This window comes from Dakarella massiliensis (assembly GCF_001182045.1).
In the GTDB taxonomy this organism is placed as follows: domain Bacteria; phylum Pseudomonadota; class Gammaproteobacteria; order Burkholderiales; family Burkholderiaceae_F; genus Mesosutterella; species Mesosutterella massiliensis.
On sequence record NZ_CVTY01000006.1, the window covers coordinates 43624 to 58384 of the forward strand.

Annotated in this window: 10 protein-coding genes and 1 pseudogene; all 11 read left to right on the plus strand. The window is 59.8% G+C overall.

All coding sequences use genetic code 11. The annotated features are described in order from the left end of the window. Nucleotides 1–251: 251 nt before the first annotated feature. Entirely contained in the window at nt 252–2438 is a 2187-nt protein-coding gene (locus BN1936_RS04120) for a TRC40/GET3/ArsA family transport-energizing ATPase (protein ID WP_022443148.1), read from the plus strand. Nucleotides 2439–2651: 213 nt separating this feature from the next. Then, the gene (locus tag BN1936_RS04125) at nt 2652–3659 is read left to right on the plus strand and encodes a TRC40/GET3/ArsA family transport-energizing ATPase (RefSeq protein WP_049686726.1); all 1008 of its coding nucleotides are present in this window, start codon (nt 2652–2654) and stop codon (nt 3657–3659) included. Next, a complete protein-coding gene (locus BN1936_RS04130; RefSeq protein WP_049686727.1) occupies nt 3622–4581 on the plus strand; it encodes an ArsA-related P-loop ATPase in 960 nt (319 codons plus the stop codon). Before BN1936_RS04125 ends, BN1936_RS04130 begins: the two co-directional genes overlap by 38 nt. Nucleotides 4582–4670: 89 nt before the next feature. Then, nucleotides 4671–5072: a metalloregulator ArsR/SmtB family transcription factor gene (locus BN1936_RS04135; RefSeq protein WP_407919249.1), complete on the plus strand. Its 402-nt coding sequence runs from the start codon at nt 4671–4673 to the stop codon at nt 5070–5072. Between the two features lie 49 nt (nt 5073–5121). Continuing rightward, entirely contained in the window at nt 5122–7302 is a 2181-nt protein-coding gene (arsA, locus tag BN1936_RS04140; protein WP_082164457.1) for an arsenical pump-driving ATPase, read from the plus strand. Between the two features lie 111 nt (nt 7303–7413). Next, nucleotides 7414–8698: pseudogene (locus BN1936_RS04145) on the plus strand (arsenic transporter). 1196 nt (nt 8699–9894) lie between these two features. Then, nucleotides 9895–10944 carry a phosphate ABC transporter substrate-binding protein PstS gene (gene pstS / locus BN1936_RS04155; RefSeq protein ID WP_022443735.1) on the plus strand — a complete coding sequence of 350 codons (1050 nt, stop codon included), beginning with the start codon at nt 9895–9897 and terminating at the stop codon, nt 10942–10944. 82 nt (nt 10945–11026) lie between these two features. After that, the gene (gene pstC, locus BN1936_RS04160) at nt 11027–11962 is read left to right on the plus strand and encodes a phosphate ABC transporter permease subunit PstC (RefSeq protein ID WP_022443736.1); all 936 of its coding nucleotides are present in this window, start codon (nt 11027–11029) and stop codon (nt 11960–11962) included. A gap of 131 nt (nt 11963–12093) precedes the next feature. Further along, a complete protein-coding gene (gene pstA, locus BN1936_RS04165; protein WP_232422075.1) occupies nt 12094–12897 on the plus strand; it encodes a phosphate ABC transporter permease PstA in 804 nt (267 codons plus the stop codon). A 54-nt stretch (nt 12898–12951) separates the two neighbouring features. Next, nucleotides 12952–13728 carry a phosphate ABC transporter ATP-binding protein PstB gene (pstB, locus tag BN1936_RS04170; RefSeq protein WP_049686931.1) on the plus strand — a complete coding sequence of 259 codons (777 nt, stop codon included), beginning with the start codon at nt 12952–12954 and terminating at the stop codon, nt 13726–13728. Nucleotides 13729–14092: 364 nt separating this feature from the next. Beyond that, a complete protein-coding gene (locus BN1936_RS04175) occupies nt 14093–14635 on the plus strand; it encodes a glutathione peroxidase (RefSeq protein WP_022443739.1) in 543 nt (180 codons plus the stop codon). Nucleotides 14636–14761 lie beyond the last annotated feature (126 nt).

Genomic DNA, 14761 nt, shown 5'->3' on the forward strand with positions numbered 1-14761 from the left:
TAACTCCGGTCCATTTCCGCCTGTGTTTCTGGCAGGAAGCGCCGGTAAATAAAAGAACGGCCGCCCGCCTGACATCTGTCACACAGAAACTCTCATTCAGATCTGCTTTTTCACCCCCGGGACGTCTCTTCAGGGGACTCGTGAAAGAAGCCAGCGCCTGGGCATCCCGACCGCGGATCCCGAAAGGCGCTGAATCCGGAGCAGCGAAAAGCTTTTATTTCTCCACTATTTAGGGATTTCCGGAGAACTTCATGAAGAGTCTTACGGTATTCGACCCGGCGGTCGCTGACAGCACAGGCGCGGGTGAATCCACCCCGAACCCGGACCTGATCCGATTCGCGTCTGACGCCGAATGGCTGAAGCGGAAAGGTGTCGCGGTTGAGCGCTGGAATCTCGTCTCGAACGCGATGGAATTCGCGCTGAACCACCGGGTATCGATGTTCCTGAAGCGTCACGGTCCTGAGGACCTCCCCTATATTCTCGCGAACGGCTCCCCGGTGCTTTACGGGCGCTATCCGACGCGGGCAGAGCTCGCCGGGTGGTTCGGCGTGTCGCTGAAACCAACGCCTGAAGACTGCGCCGCGGCCGCGTCGCCCAAGAAGCCCCGCTCCGTCTGGGTTTACCACGCGGCGGCGCTTCGCCCTTCCGTGATCCACGAGGCACCGGCGTCAGGCGACTCCACCGCGGGTCTGCGGTTCCTTGACCGCGCCCCGAAAACGATTTTCTTCACCGGAAAGGGCGGTTCCGGCAAAACCTCGGTCGCCGCGGCCGCGGCGATTGCCCTGACGCGGGAAGGAAAGCAGGTGCTGCTGGTCAGCGCCGACCCCGCGTCTTCCCTCTCCGATATCTTTGAGCAGCCGATCGGAAACACTCTCTGCCCGATCAAAGCCGTTCCCGGTCTCTCCGCGATTGAGATTGATCCGCGGCTCGCCGCGTTCGCGCACCGCGAGCAGATCGTGAAGCCCATCCGGGATCTCCTCCCCGAATCCGCGATCGCGTCGATTATTGAGGAGCTCTCTGGCCCCTACGCGACGGAAGTCGCGGTGTTTAATGAATTCACGGGACTCATCACGAGCCCCGCGGTGGCGTCGCAGTACGATCACGTGCTCTTTGACACCGCGCCTTCCGGTCACACGCTTCTCGTGATGAAGCATCTCGGAGCCTGGTGCGATTACCTTGAGGCCCGGGTACAGAACCGCGCGGACCTCGCGCCGGATTCGGAGCTTGAGCGGCAGCGTCATCAGTATCAGGCGGCGATGCAGTCTCTCATCAACCCGACAAAGACCCGCTTTGTGACCGTCTGCCGGCCTCACGCGGCATCGGTCCGCGAGGCCGCCCGGACCGTGGACGAGCTGCGGGACTCGGGAGTCGTGAACCAAACGCTGGTGCTGAACGGAGTGCTTCCGGAAAGTGAATCCGGAACGGGGCCGCTCGCCACCTCGATCTTCGAGTGGGAGTCCGATGTCATTAAGAATCTCCCCGCCCCGCTTCCCGCGCTGCCGCGCGATATCCTGCCGCTGAAACCCGATACTCTGGTCGGGGCCGCGAATCTCCGCACACTCCTTCGGGATGACGGGGAACCGGTGGAGGATGTTGAGTTTGATCCTCCCGCCCCAAAGCCGCTCGCGGATCTCGTGAACGAGATCGCCGCGTCCGGCCACGGTCTCATCATGATGCTGGGGAAAGGCGGTGTCGGCAAAACCACGATAGCGGCCGCGATCGCGGCTCGCCTCGCGACACTCGGGCACAAAGTTCACCTTTCGACCTGTGACCCGGCGGCCCACATTGAGGAAACGCTTGACAGCACGCTCCCCAATCTCACGGTCTCCCGGATCGACCCCGAGAAGGAAACCGAAGAGTACCGGGCGTACGTCATGGAAACGCAGGGGTCGAGGCTCGACGCCGCGGGACGCGCGCTCCTTGAGGAAGACCTCCGGTCCCCCTGCACCGAGGAAATAGCAGTGCTCTCCGCAATCTCCCGGGTGTTCAGTGAAGCCGAGAATCAGTTTGTCGTGATGGATAACCCGCCGAACGGCCACTCACGGATCTTCCTCGATCTCTCGGAAAGCTATCGGCGGGAGCAGGAAAAGAAGGCCGGAAATCCGGAAGCCTTCCGGTCACCGATCCTCTTCCTTCAGGATCCGACACTCACCAAGATGATTCACGTGACGGTCGCGGAACCCACCCCGGTGCGGGAAGCGGAGTCGCTTGAAGCGAATCTCCGGGATGTCGGGATCGACTCCTGGGCCTATATCGTGAACTGCAGCCTCGCGGCTTCATCCCCGGTGACCCCGATCCTCCGCAGCCGGGCAGCCTCCGAAATCCCGCTGATTGAGGAAATCGAGGCGAAATCACCGCGCGTCGCGATTGTGCCGCTCGTCCGCGAGGAACCCGTAGGGTTTGAGAAGCTCCTGAAACTCACGGAACCGAAACCATAAAAGACGCTGAGGCAGTTCGCTCCTCCACCCGTCAGCCGCGTCCCGGATTCCGGGGCGCGGTTTTTTATGCTTTGAAAATTTGACGTTCGGCGTTATGATATTCAGCTTTAAAGCATTGCTACCTATTCCTTCAGACGATAGTCCTACGACCTTCGGGTTGAAAAAAACAAAAGCACGGTCATCGTTTTGACGGGAAAAGAAACGGAGAGAGCCATGAAAACGGGAAAGGGAGCGGGAGCCCCTTCACGCCGAACTCGCCGGACGGGAGAAAAAACGGCTGCAAAGAAGAAACGGGTGACCGCGGCACGGATGCCGCGCGCCCCGAAAACGGAAGCGGAGCGTCTGCGGGACGCGGCCGCAGCCCTCGCGTACCTGAAAGACGCCCCGAAGCATCTCGTCTTCACGGGGCCTGTCGGCGCTGGAAAGACATCGATCGCGAGCGGCACGGCGGTGCTTCTCGCGCGGCTTGGGAAACGCGTGCTTCTCGTCAGCATGGATCCGGACATGAATCTCGCGGAGCTCTTCAATGAGCCGATCGGGAGCTCCGTCACCCCGATTCAATCCGTTCCAGGTCTCTCCGCCCTCGAACTGAACCCCAGGAAAACCGCGGACCTCTATCGGAAAAAGGTGCTGCGGCCGATGAAGGGGTTCCTTTCGGAAACGACGTTTGCCGCGATCACGGAGCAGCTTTTCGGGACGGACACCGAGGAAATCGCGTGCTTTGACCGCTTTACGGCGCTCAGAACCGACCCCCGGATCGAGGGGCCGTTTGATCACGTGATTCTCGACACGGCTCCTTCCGCTCACACGATCCGGTACCTCGGGATCCCGGCCGCGTGGAATCAGTTTTTTGAGCGGCGTCCGGACGGTCAGGCGTCTATCGCCCTCACCGCCGGTCTCGGACAGTCCCGCACGCTTTATGACGAAACACTCCAGACACTGAAGGACCCGCAATCAACCCGCCTTATTCTCACGGCGACGCTCTCACGCGGACCGATCCGGGAGACCGCGAGGCTCGCGGAGGAGTATTCGGACGCTGGACTTCGGAACCTCTCCCTTGTCCTCAACGCCGAGATGGAGAAGACCTCAGGAGAGGAAGGAACGCTTGACGCCGCGGTGTTCAGGCGTCAGCGGCAGGTCCTTCGGTCGCTTCCCAAGGCACTTTCCAGCCTCCCCCCGGACTGTGCTTCCGCTGCAGTCCCGGAGGGCCGCGGGCGCTGACGCTCTTCAGGGGATTTTCCGCTGGGGCACGCGGCCCCCGGAACCGAAACCCACCGCCTGGTACCCGAGCACGAAGACGCTCGCTACACTCGTACGTGAACTCCATGACGCGGGGCCTGGTCTCATCCTGCTGATCGGCAAACGCTCGGTCGGGAAGACAACGCTTGCCGCCGCGATCGCGCTGCGGCTCGCGGCGGAAGGGGAAGATGTTCACTTTGTAACGACAGACCCCGCGGCGCTGAAGGCCTCTGACCTCGGGGATCCCATCCCGACGCTTGAAATCACCCCCGTGGATCCGAAGAAGGAAACCGAACGCTACCGGGCTCTTGTCCTCAGGACCGCCGGGCAGTCGATGACAAAAGAAGAGAAACGGCTCCTTGAAGAGGATCTTAAAGCCCCGTGGGCTGAGGAAACCGCGGTTTTTTACGCGGTGTCACACTTCTTCCAGGAAGCGGAAAAGCGGTTCCTCGTGATGGATACCGCGCCGGAAGGCCATACGCTTCTTCTCATCGACGCCGCGGACACCTATCACCGGAACGCCGCGAACCGCCTTGGGACCGAGCGGACATTCCGTACGCCGCTTGAGTTCCTGCAGGAACCGGCGCTGACCCGAGCGATCTTCGTCACGCGCGCGGAACCCTCCGCGCTCCGGGAAACTAAGTTTCTGAAGGACGACCTGAAGCGGGCTGGGATCGCTCCCTGGGCCTATATCGTGAACGGGAGCCTCGCGGCCGCGGGTCCCATGTCCCCGATTCTCAAAGTCTGGGCGGCCGCGGAAGAGCCCCTCTTCACCCGGGTCGCCGCGAATACGAGGCGCTATGCCGTGGTGCCGCTTGAAAGCGAAAAGCTGATCACCGCCGAGCAGCTCCTCAAACTCACGGAAGCGGAAGAAGAGGAAGAACCGGAAACCCCGCAAAGCTGATCAAACGACGCCAGAGATCAATCCGGTCATCAAAAGCCTTGCGGTTTTAAACATATTCACTAAAATGCATATGACTTCTGGCACCGCGCGTGTCAGAAGTGTTGATTCCGACTCTTACTGTTTTCCGGCACACCATGATTCTCCTTCTCACCCCGCTTCAGCTTTTCAAGACGCTTTCTGACGACACGCGTCTCAGCATCGTGCTGCTTCTCCGCGAGATGGGAGAACTCTGTGTCTGCGATATCGGCGCGGCGCTTGACGCCCCGCAGCCAAAGATCTCGCGTCACCTTGGGATGCTGCGGGACGCGGGGCTGCTTCGGGATCGGAAGGAAGGCAAGTGGGTGCATTACCGGCTTTCGCCCCAGATGCCCGCCTGGGCCGCGCGGGTGATTGAGGAAGCCTGGGAAGCGGATCGGACCGCGGCGCGGAATCTCGCTGCCAAACTCACTTCGGGAAACGGCACCGCGGACGGCAAGTCCTTCTGCTTATAAAAATTTTACTCATTCATATCTGTTTTAACGAATATATACGGAGAACGCCATGAAGAAGCTCACGGTTTTTGACCCGGCGATGTGCTGCAGCACCGGGGTCTGCGGTCCGGATCCGGATCAGGCGCTGATTGATTTCGCGTCGGATTTCGACTGGCTGAAAGCGCATGGCGTCCCGGCTGAGCGCTGGAATCTCGCGAATCAGCCGATGGCGTTTGTCCTGAACCACAAGGCATCCGCGTTTCTGAAGGCGAAGGGGTCTGACGCCCTCCCCCTCATCCTGGTCGATAACGAAGAACGGCTTTCGGGGCGCTATCCGACGCGGAGCGAACTCTCCGAATGGTTTGGCATCCCCCTCACCGCCTGCGAGCGGGCGCGGGAGCTTGAGAAAACCACCGGCATTTCGTCCGCCGCGGTCTGCGGTCCGGACTGCGGCTGCGGGGGGAAAGCGAAGCCGGCATCCGAGCCGACTCTGAAAGAAACCGTTGACGGGCTGAAGTTCCTTGAAAACGCGCCGCATACCCTCTTCTTCACGGGGAAAGGCGGTGTTGGGAAGACCTCGGTCGCGGCGGCTTCCGCGGTCGCTCTCGCGGGTCTCGGGAAACGGGTGCTTCTCGTGAGCACGGATCCCGCGTCCAACGTCTCCCAGGTCTTCGGGCAGCCGATCGGGAATCAGGTGACCGGTATCCAGTCGGTCCCCGGTCTCTCCGCGATTGAGATTGATCCGCAGGCGGCCGCCGCGTACCGCGAGAAACTGATTCAACCGATCCGGGGGCTGCTCCCGGATGAAACGGTCGCCTCGATCACGGAGCAGCTTTCCGGTGCCTGCACGACAGAAATCGCGGCGTTTGACGAATTTACGGGGCTTCTTACGGACCCCGAGGTGACCTCTCAGTACGACCACATTCTCTTTGACACCGCGCCGACCGGGCACACGATCCGGCTTCTTGAGCTCCCCGGGGCCTGGAGCCAGTATCTCGACGCGAACCCGAATGGGACCTCGTGCCTCGGGCCCGTGTCAGGGCTTGATAAACAGCGGAGCCAATACGCGGCCGCGGTCCGGTCGCTCTCAGACCCCGCGGAGACGCGCCTCGTCCTTGTCGCCCGCGCCCATCGGGCGTCGATCCGGGAGGCGGCGAGGACTTCTGAGGAACTCGCCGGAATCGGGATCAAAAATCAGTATCTGGTGCTGAACGGCGTGATGCCGGCGACAGACTCCGCTTCAGGAGAGCTCGCTCAGAGTGTGTGCCTCCGGGAGCGGAAAGCGATATCCGAGATCCCGGAGCCGCTTAAAAGCCTCCCCCGCGACACCCTCTTCCTTAAACCCCGGAATATGGTTGGCGTGGAGGCGCTTCGCACGCTCTTTATAAAGAATAGTGAGAGCAAAGCGGAAAACACCGCGTTCACACCCCCGGAACCGAAGCCGCTCTCCGATCTGATCGCCGGGCTCACGGGCATGGGCCACGGTCTCATCATGCTAATGGGGAAGGGCGGTGTCGGCAAAACCACGATGGCAGCCGCGATCGCGGCACGTCTCGCGAAGATGGGGTACGACGTGCATCTCTCAACCTCAGACCCCGCGGCCCACGTGGACGCGGCGCTAGCGGGCTCCGTTCCCGGCCTCACCGTGTCCCGGATTGATCCCGTGAAGGAAACGGAGAATTACCGGGCCCTAGTCCTGAAGACTCAGGGCGCGGGGCTCGATGACGCTGGGAAGAAGCTCCTTGAAGAAGACCTCCGATCCCCCTGCACGGAAGAGATCGCGGTTTTCCAGGCGTTCTCGCGCGTGATCCGGGAGGCGGATAAACGGTTCGTCGTGATGGATACCGCGCCGACCGGGCACACGCTCCTGCTGCTCGACGCCGCGGGGGCTTACCACCGGGAGGTTGTCCGGAAGATGGGGGAGACGGGAAGCGACACCACACCGCTCTCGCTTCTTCAGAACCCCGATATGACCCGCGTCATCATCGTGACGCTCCCTGAAACCACGCCGGTGCTTGAGGCAAAGGGCCTCGAAGCGGACCTCAGGCGGGCGGGGATCACCCCCTGGGGCTATATCGTGAATGACAGTCTCGCGGCCGCGGATCCGGAGTCCCCGCTTCTGAGAAAACGGGCTGCGTCTGAGCTTCCTCTGATCCGGGAAATTGAGTCGGAGTCTCCCCGGACCGCGATCGTGCCGCTTCAGACAGACGAACCAGTTGGGGTTGAGAAGCTCCTCGCTCTCACCCGGTAATCCGACGGACGGCCGAAGGTCGGACCTTAGTCTCCGGCCCGGCCGCGCCGCTTTTCCGCTTTCCTCCTTCCCCTGCAGGCAGCCGCCGGCTGCCTGTGGACAGAGCTCATCATGCTTACCGCTCTCGCGATCTTTATCCTCACTCTCACGCTCGTTATCTGGCAGCCGCGCGGTCTCGGCATCGGCTGGAGCGCGTCGCTTGGCGCTCTCCTCGCCCTTCTGACCGGAACGGTGCATCTGGCCGATATCCCGGCGGTCTGGCAAATCGTCTGGAACGCGACCGGAGCCTTTGTGGCGGTGATTCTCATCAGTCTCCTTCTCGACGCCTCCGGATTCTTTGAGTGGGCTGCGCTTCACGTCGCGCGATGGGGAGGCGGCCGGGGCACGTGCCTCTTCACGCTCATCATTCTCCTTGGGGCCGCGGTGGCGGCGCTTTTTGCGAACGACGGCGCGGCGCTCATCCTGACCCCGATCGTGATCGCGATGCTCACGTCGCTCGGATTCGGGAAAAAATCCACAATCGCTTTTGTCATGGCGGCGGGCTTCATCGCGGATACCGCGAGCCTCCCGCTCATCGTCTCGAACCTCGTAAACATTGTCTCCGCGGATTTCTTCAGCCTCGGCTTTTCGGAATACGCCTCGGTCATGGTGCCGGTGGACCTCGCGTCGATCGCGGCGTCGCTCGCCGTGCTCCATTTTTTCTACAGGAAAGACATCCCTGCGGCTTATGCCCCAGAGAAACTCGCGTCACCCGCTTCCGCGATCCGGGACCGCGGCACCTTTTACACGGGCTGGGCGGTGCTTCTCCTGCTTCTTGCCGGGTTCTTCATTCTTGAGCCGCTCGGGGTCCCGGTGAGCGCGGTGGCGGCCGCGGGCGCGCTTACTCTTTTCGCCGCGGCGCTCCGGGGCCGCGTGATTGACACCGTCCGGGTGCTGAAGAACGCCCCCTGGCAGATCGTCACCTTTTCACTCGGTATGTATCTCGTGATTTATGGGCTCCGGAACGCGGGGCTTACGGAGCTGCTCGCCTCCTCCCTCTCGCGCCTCTCAGACTCCGGGGTGTGGGGCGCGGCGCTCGGGACTGGGTTTCTTTCCGCTTTTCTCTCCTCTCTGATGAACAACATGCCGACCGTCCTCGTCGGAGCCCTTTCCATTGATGGCGGCACAGCGTCCGGGATCATCCGGGAAGCGATGATTTACGCGAACGTGATCGGATGCGACCTCGGCCCGAAGATCACCCCGATCGGAAGCCTCGCGACACTCCTCTGGCTTCACGTGCTTTCTGAAAAGGGGATCCGGATCCACCTGGGGCTTCTATTTCAAAATGGGGATCGTGATGACGCTCCCCGTGCTCTTCGCGGCGCTCTCAGTTCTCGCGCTGAGACTCTCGATCTGACTTCTTTCCGGCCGGGTTTTCAGCCCCCGTTATGAAATATGCGAATAGTGAATATGAAATAGCCGGACCGCGGGGTTATTTTTTGCGGATCAGATTTCTGACACGCCGTAAAAATCGGATTCTGAACCTCGGAAACACGGAGGTCTCAGCCGATTCAGATCAAAAAAATGAACGCAAAAATCGGTTCGCTATTGACACTCAGTATGAATAAAACTACTATTACAGATGTAGTACCAAGGGCGTTCCGCAGAGTGGTGTCTGCACAGGGGCCCGCCCGGATGCTGGTGCGAGAGAAGGGGCTGTGTGGTGTTTTGCTCCTTAACCTTTGATGCGGTTGTTCATAGCTTCTTTTCTCCGCCGGCACATTTAGTAACCTGTAGTTCTTGTATGCCTTGTGAGACTGCTGGCTTGTACTGCTTGGTACCCTGCAGTGATTGGCCCCTTTCAAAGTCCGCCGGATCTTCAGATCCCGCGGACCTTTTTTTCCTTGTCGGGAAGACACCGGGCGAGTCGATATTCCAAAAAGTCATATCGCTCCGAAAACTGTCACCCGAAACACAGAAAAAGAAATCCCCCGACGGGTTAAACCGGGTCATTAAAACGGATTTTCTTGAATAAAGTCAAAATTTTTACCGCTTTCCGCAGGACCCCTGTCTTTTTTTGTTTTTTCAGCGCATAATATCGCTATTCCTAAACGGAATAATGACGAAAAGCCTCCGGCAGCCTCTCCCGCTTCTCCTTGGGGGTGCCTGCGAATCTGGCTTCGGGTCCGTCCGGCTCAGGGGTTCTCCCGCTCCTCAGCGATTCCGTTTCGGTTGTTCTGCGACGAGTAATCCTCTAAAGGGCTCGCACCTTTAAAGATTCTCTCTTTTATTACACCGGACGGTCACTACCCGTCCGGTTTTTTTCTGCAGGGTTCCCGGCGCTGACCGACCCCTTTTGCCCGATCTCTTTTCAGTTCCGCACTACGGATTAACGGCAATCCGGTCTACAGCAGACGATCAAAACAGGCTTATTTCAGCCGTTTTTACGCAGAAACCGTGTTTGTCATCATTCTGTCATGAAAAATTCATGTACACGTCATGAATTCGCAACAGGGTTGAAATAATCGCCTCGTAGTATGCAGGGTACCGGGATGGAAGTGAAGAGTTGTCCCATCCCGGCCTTCCATTTTTCAATTGATTGCATACTCGAAAATGATCACTCTCAAGCCGTTCAAAGCTGTCACTCTCGCCGCCCTTATCGCTGCCTCGACGCTCGCCGTCGCGCACGCTTCCACGATTACCGGTGCCGGCGCTTCGTTCCCCTACCCCGTCTACGCCAAGTGGGCTTCTGACTACAAGGCTGCTACCGGTAACCAGGTGAACTATCAGTCCATCGGCTCCGGCGGCGGTCAGCGCCAGATTATCGCGGGTACCGTTGACTTCGGCGCTTCTGACGATCCGATGTCCCCCGCTGAACTGGAAAAGCATAAGCTCGTTCAGTTCCCGGCTGTTATCGGCGGCGCGGTTCCGGTTGTGCATATCGCCGGTGTCAAGGCTGGCCAGCTCCGCCTGACCGGCCCCGTTCTCGCCGACATCTACCTCGGCAAGATCAAGATGTGGAATGACGCCCAGATCACGAAGCTGAACCCGGGCCTCAAGCTCCCGGCCTCTCCGATCGTCGTGATCCACCGCGCTGACGGTTCCGGCACCACGTTCCTCTGGACCGACTACCTCTCCCAGGTCTCCGCTGACTGGAAGTCCAAGGTCGGTGCCGGCAAGGCTGTGAAGTGGCCGGTGGGCCAGGGTGGCAAGGGCAACGAAGGTGTTGCCGCTTACGTCGGTCAGCTGAATAACTCGATCGGTTACGTCGAATACGCTTACGCGAAGCAGAACCACCTCGCCTGGACCCAGCTCCAGAATAAGGCGGGCAAGTTCCTGCAGCCGTCCGGTGACGCCTTCGCTGCCGCCGCCTCCAACGCCAAGTGGAACAGCGTGAAGGGCATGGGCGTGTCGCTCGCGAACACCGACGGTGCCAAGTCCTGGCCGATCACCTCCGCTACCTTCGTCCTCCTGCAGCAGACCCAGACGAAGCCTGATCAGGGCCGCGCCGTCCTGAACTTCTTCGACTGGTCCTGGAAGCACGGCGGCAAGGCTGCTGAAAAGCTCGACTACGTGCCGCTGCCCGCTGCTGTCACGACCCGCATCCGCGCGATCTGGAAGTCGGACCTCAAGGCTGCTGACGGAAAGCCGCTGGTGAAGTAATTCACTATCCGCCCCTGAGACCGACCCGTATCTGTCGGACCCTCAGGGGCGGTTTTCCGTATCTGGCTCTTCTCTCATCTCTATGATTACCAAATCCACGCTCGCAGACACTGGCTTTGAGAACCTCTCCCGGTTCGCGGCCATTTTTGTGTTTCTGCTCCTCGCGGCGATCCTCGTGTCCCTCGGGTACGAGAGCCGCGACACCATAAATCAATATAGACTCTCCTTCCTCACCTCGTCTGAATGGGACCCGGTGCAGGATATTTACGGAGCCCTTTCGCCGATTCTCGGTACTCTCATCACCTCAGCCATCGCTCTTCTCATCGCGGTTCCGGTTTCTTTCGGTATCGCGGTTTACCTCACTGAACTCGCTCCGGTCTGGATCCGCAAGCCCTGCAGCATCGCGATCGAGCTTCTCGCCGCGGTTCCTTCCATCATCTACGGTATGTGGGGTCTCTTCGTCTTCGCGCCGCTCTTCCAGACGTACGTGGAACCGTGGCTGATCGAAGGCCTGGGTTCTCTCCCCGTGATCGGGAAGTTCTTCTCCGGCGCTCCGTTCGGTATCGGTCTTTTCACGGCCGGCCTCGTCCTCTCCATCATGGTGATTCCGTATATCGCCTCCATCATGAAGGAAGTGTTTGACATGGTGCCCCCGCTCCTCAAGGAATCCTCCTACGGTATCGGCTGCACCACCTGGGAAACGATCTGGCACGTGGTTCTCCCCTACACCCGCGCGGGTGTCATGGGCGGCATCATGCTGGGTCTCGGCCGCGCGCTCGGTGAAACGATGGCCGTAACGTTCGTTATCGGTAACTCGTTCGCGCTCCCCACTTCGATCTTCGACCCCTCGAACTCGATCGCTTCCGCGCTCGCTAACGGCTTCAACGAAGCGGCTGGCCTGCAGAAGTCCGCTCTGATTGAACTTGGTCTCATCCTCTTCCTCATTACGACGGCAGTTCTCGCAGCTTCCCGTCTGCTTCTCTTCCGCCTTTCCCGCAAGGAGGGCCGCGCATCATGACGCAATCTCACGCAACTGACTATACGAGCGCCGCGAATTACGAGGCCTCGGTGAACCGTGACGAGGAGGCCCGTAAGCGGATCCTCGCGCGCGAAGCGACATTCCCGATTCGCTCCGCCACTGACCGCCTGATGAAGATTCTCGCGTTCGGTGCCATGGTGTTCGGTCTCTTCTGGCTCGTCTGGATCCTCGTGACCCTCGTCCAGAATGGTGTCGGCGCGATGTCGCTCACGCTCTTCACGGAAGAAACGCCTCCTCCGGGAGCCGCGGGCGGCCTGAAGAACGCGATTGTGGGTTCTGTCCTCATGGCGACCTTCGGTACGCTGATCGGCACCCCGATCGGTATTCTCGCCGGCATCTACCTCTCGGAATACGGGAAAGGCGGCTGGCTCGCTCCGGCAACCCGCTTCCTGAATGACGTGCTGCTTTCCGCCCCTTCCATCGTCCTCGGCCTCGTAGTGTACGCCGTGGTGGTGGCCCCGGCCGGTCACTATTCCGGATGGGCCGGCGCGATCGCTCTCTCTCTCATCGTGATCCCGGTGGTGACCCGTACGACGGATAACCTCCTGCAGCTGGTTCCGAATAACCTCCGCGAAGCCGCGATCGCTCTTGGGTGCCCGAAGTCGAAGATGATTCTTTCTGTCATCTGCCGGGCGGCCAAAGCCGGCATCGTGACAGGCGTCCTCCTCGCGGTGGCCCGTATTTCCGGTGAAACGGCTCCGCTCCTCTTCACCGCGCTTTCGAACCAGTTCATGAGCTGGAACATGAATGCCCCGATGGCAAACCTCCCGGTGGTGATCTACCAGTACGCCGCGTCCCCGTTTGACGACTGGAAGCAGCTCGCCTGGGCCGGTGCCGCGCTCATCACGTTCCTTGTTCTCGCAATCAACATTTCGGTCCGCCTTCTCTTCAGAAACCAGACGAACCGCAAGTAAACACATTTGGATATTGACATCATGACGAATACTCAGACTATGGTTCCCCCCGCGATGCCGGGCGAAGTGGACGAGGAAGAAGTGAAGATTGCCGTGAATAACGTCAACTTCTGGTACGGCGGTTTCCACGCGATCCACGACGTATCGATGCCGATCATGGCAAACAAAGTGACGGCCTTCATCGGACCGTCCGGCTGCGGCAAGTCGACGCTCCTTCGTATCTTCAACCTCATGTACCGCATGTACCCGGGTCAGCGGGCGGAAGGCGAAGTGATGCTCGACGGTGAAAACCTCCTCACCACGAAGACGCCCCCGGCGCTTATCCGCGCCCGAGTCGGTATGGTGTTCCAGAAGCCGACCCCGTTCCCGATGAGCATCTATGACAACATCGCGTTCGGCGTGAACCTCTTTGAGAAGCTCTCGAAGAAAGACATGGATGAGCGTATTGAATGGGCGCTCACGAAGGCGGCCCTCTGGAACGAAGTGAAGGATAAGCTCGATCAGAGCGGCTACGGTCTCTCCGGCGGCCAGCAGCAGCGTCTCTGCATCGCCCGCGCGATCGCCGTGAAGCCTGAAGTGCTGCTGATGGATGAGCCCTGCTCCGCCCTTGACCCGATCTCCACGATGAAGATCGAGGAACTCGTGACGGAACTGAAGCGTGACTACACGGTCGCGATCGTGACTCACAACATGCAGCAGGCCATGCGCTGCTCGGACTACACCGCTTACATGTACCTCGGCCGCCTTGTTGAATACGGCGAGACGAATCAGGTCTTCAATCATCCGCGCCAGAAGGAAACGGATGACTACGTGAGCGGCCGCTTCGGCTAGTCAACCGGTTTCGGCTGAGAGGAGCCCTGCCGCAGGAGTGCGGCCCTGGAGCCCGGAAGGACGAGAGTCCTTCCGGGTTCCTCGTTTCGGGGACCGGTTAAACCCCCTTCTTTCCCCATTTTCCGGGCGTCCCGGTGCGTTTTTCCGTGTATCAAAAGTCACTCAGAAAACGAATAAAACCGATTCTTAAATAACGCTTAAACAATTGAAATTGCAACAATAAAAAAGCCTCGCATTATTTAAACCGACGCCTATAATCGATATTAACAGTGAACAGATACTCCTCGCAGAGCGCGGAGGAGCCGCACGGGAAACCCCTCTCTTCCCGCCTTCCCCGCGCTCCGTCTATGAAAAGGAATTGAGCATGAACGTCTATGACTTCAGCGGCAAGACCCCGAAGGGCGACAAGTCGCTCCGCGACTACGAAGGCAAAGTCCTTCTCATCGTGAACACCGCGAGCAAGTGCGGCTTCACGCCGCAGTTCAAGGAACTCGAAGACCTCTACCTGAAGTACAAGGACCGGGGGCTTGAGGTGCTCGGCTTCCCCTGCAACCAGTTCGCGGAGCAGGATCCGGGGACAGACGCCGAAATTCACGAATTCTGCCAGCTGAATTACGGGGTGACGTTCCAGGTGTTCGGAAAGGGTGACGTCCGGGGTGAAAACGCCCAGCCACTCTTTAAGTGGCTGACATCTCAGAAGGGCTTCAAGGGGTTTGATGAAAGTCACCCGATCGCGAAGATTCTCGAAGGCGTGCTGAAGGAAAAATTCCCCGAGTATCTCGAAGGGGACGGCCTCAAGTGGAACTTCACGAAGTTCCTGATCGACCGCGAGGGGAACGTCGTGGATCGGTTTGAGCCGACGACGGTGCCTTCCGCGATCGCGCCTGAAATTGAGAAGCTGCTCTGAAGCGTGGCTTGAAGTAAGAAAGATCTCTGTGGTGGGACCTTTCTCTTAACCGGGAAAGGACGGGGAGCCGGACTAATCAACCGACTCCCCTTTTTTGCGCCCTGAAGTCTGAGACACTGGGCTCCG

What these genes read in the sequence shown, in the direction of transcription:
- BN1936_RS04120 (WP_022443148.1), top strand. Translation starts at nt 252, where the DNA reads ATGAAGAGTCTTACGGTATTCGACCCGGCGGTCGCTGACAGCACAGGC.
- BN1936_RS04125 (WP_049686726.1), top strand. Translation starts at nt 2,652, where the DNA reads ATGAAAACGGGAAAGGGAGCGGGAGCCCCTTCACGCCGAACTCGCCGG.
- arsA (WP_082164457.1), top strand. Translation starts at nt 5,122, where the DNA reads ATGAAGAAGCTCACGGTTTTTGACCCGGCGATGTGCTGCAGCACCGGG.
- pstS (WP_022443735.1), top strand. Translation starts at nt 9,895, where the DNA reads ATGATCACTCTCAAGCCGTTCAAAGCTGTCACTCTCGCCGCCCTTATC.
- pstC (WP_022443736.1), top strand. Translation starts at nt 11,027, where the DNA reads ATGATTACCAAATCCACGCTCGCAGACACTGGCTTTGAGAACCTCTCC.
- pstA (WP_232422075.1), top strand. Translation starts at nt 12,094, where the DNA reads ATGAAGATTCTCGCGTTCGGTGCCATGGTGTTCGGTCTCTTCTGGCTC.
- pstB (WP_049686931.1), top strand. Translation starts at nt 12,952, where the DNA reads ATGCCGGGCGAAGTGGACGAGGAAGAAGTGAAGATTGCCGTGAATAAC.
- BN1936_RS04175 (WP_022443739.1), top strand. Translation starts at nt 14,093, where the DNA reads ATGAACGTCTATGACTTCAGCGGCAAGACCCCGAAGGGCGACAAGTCG.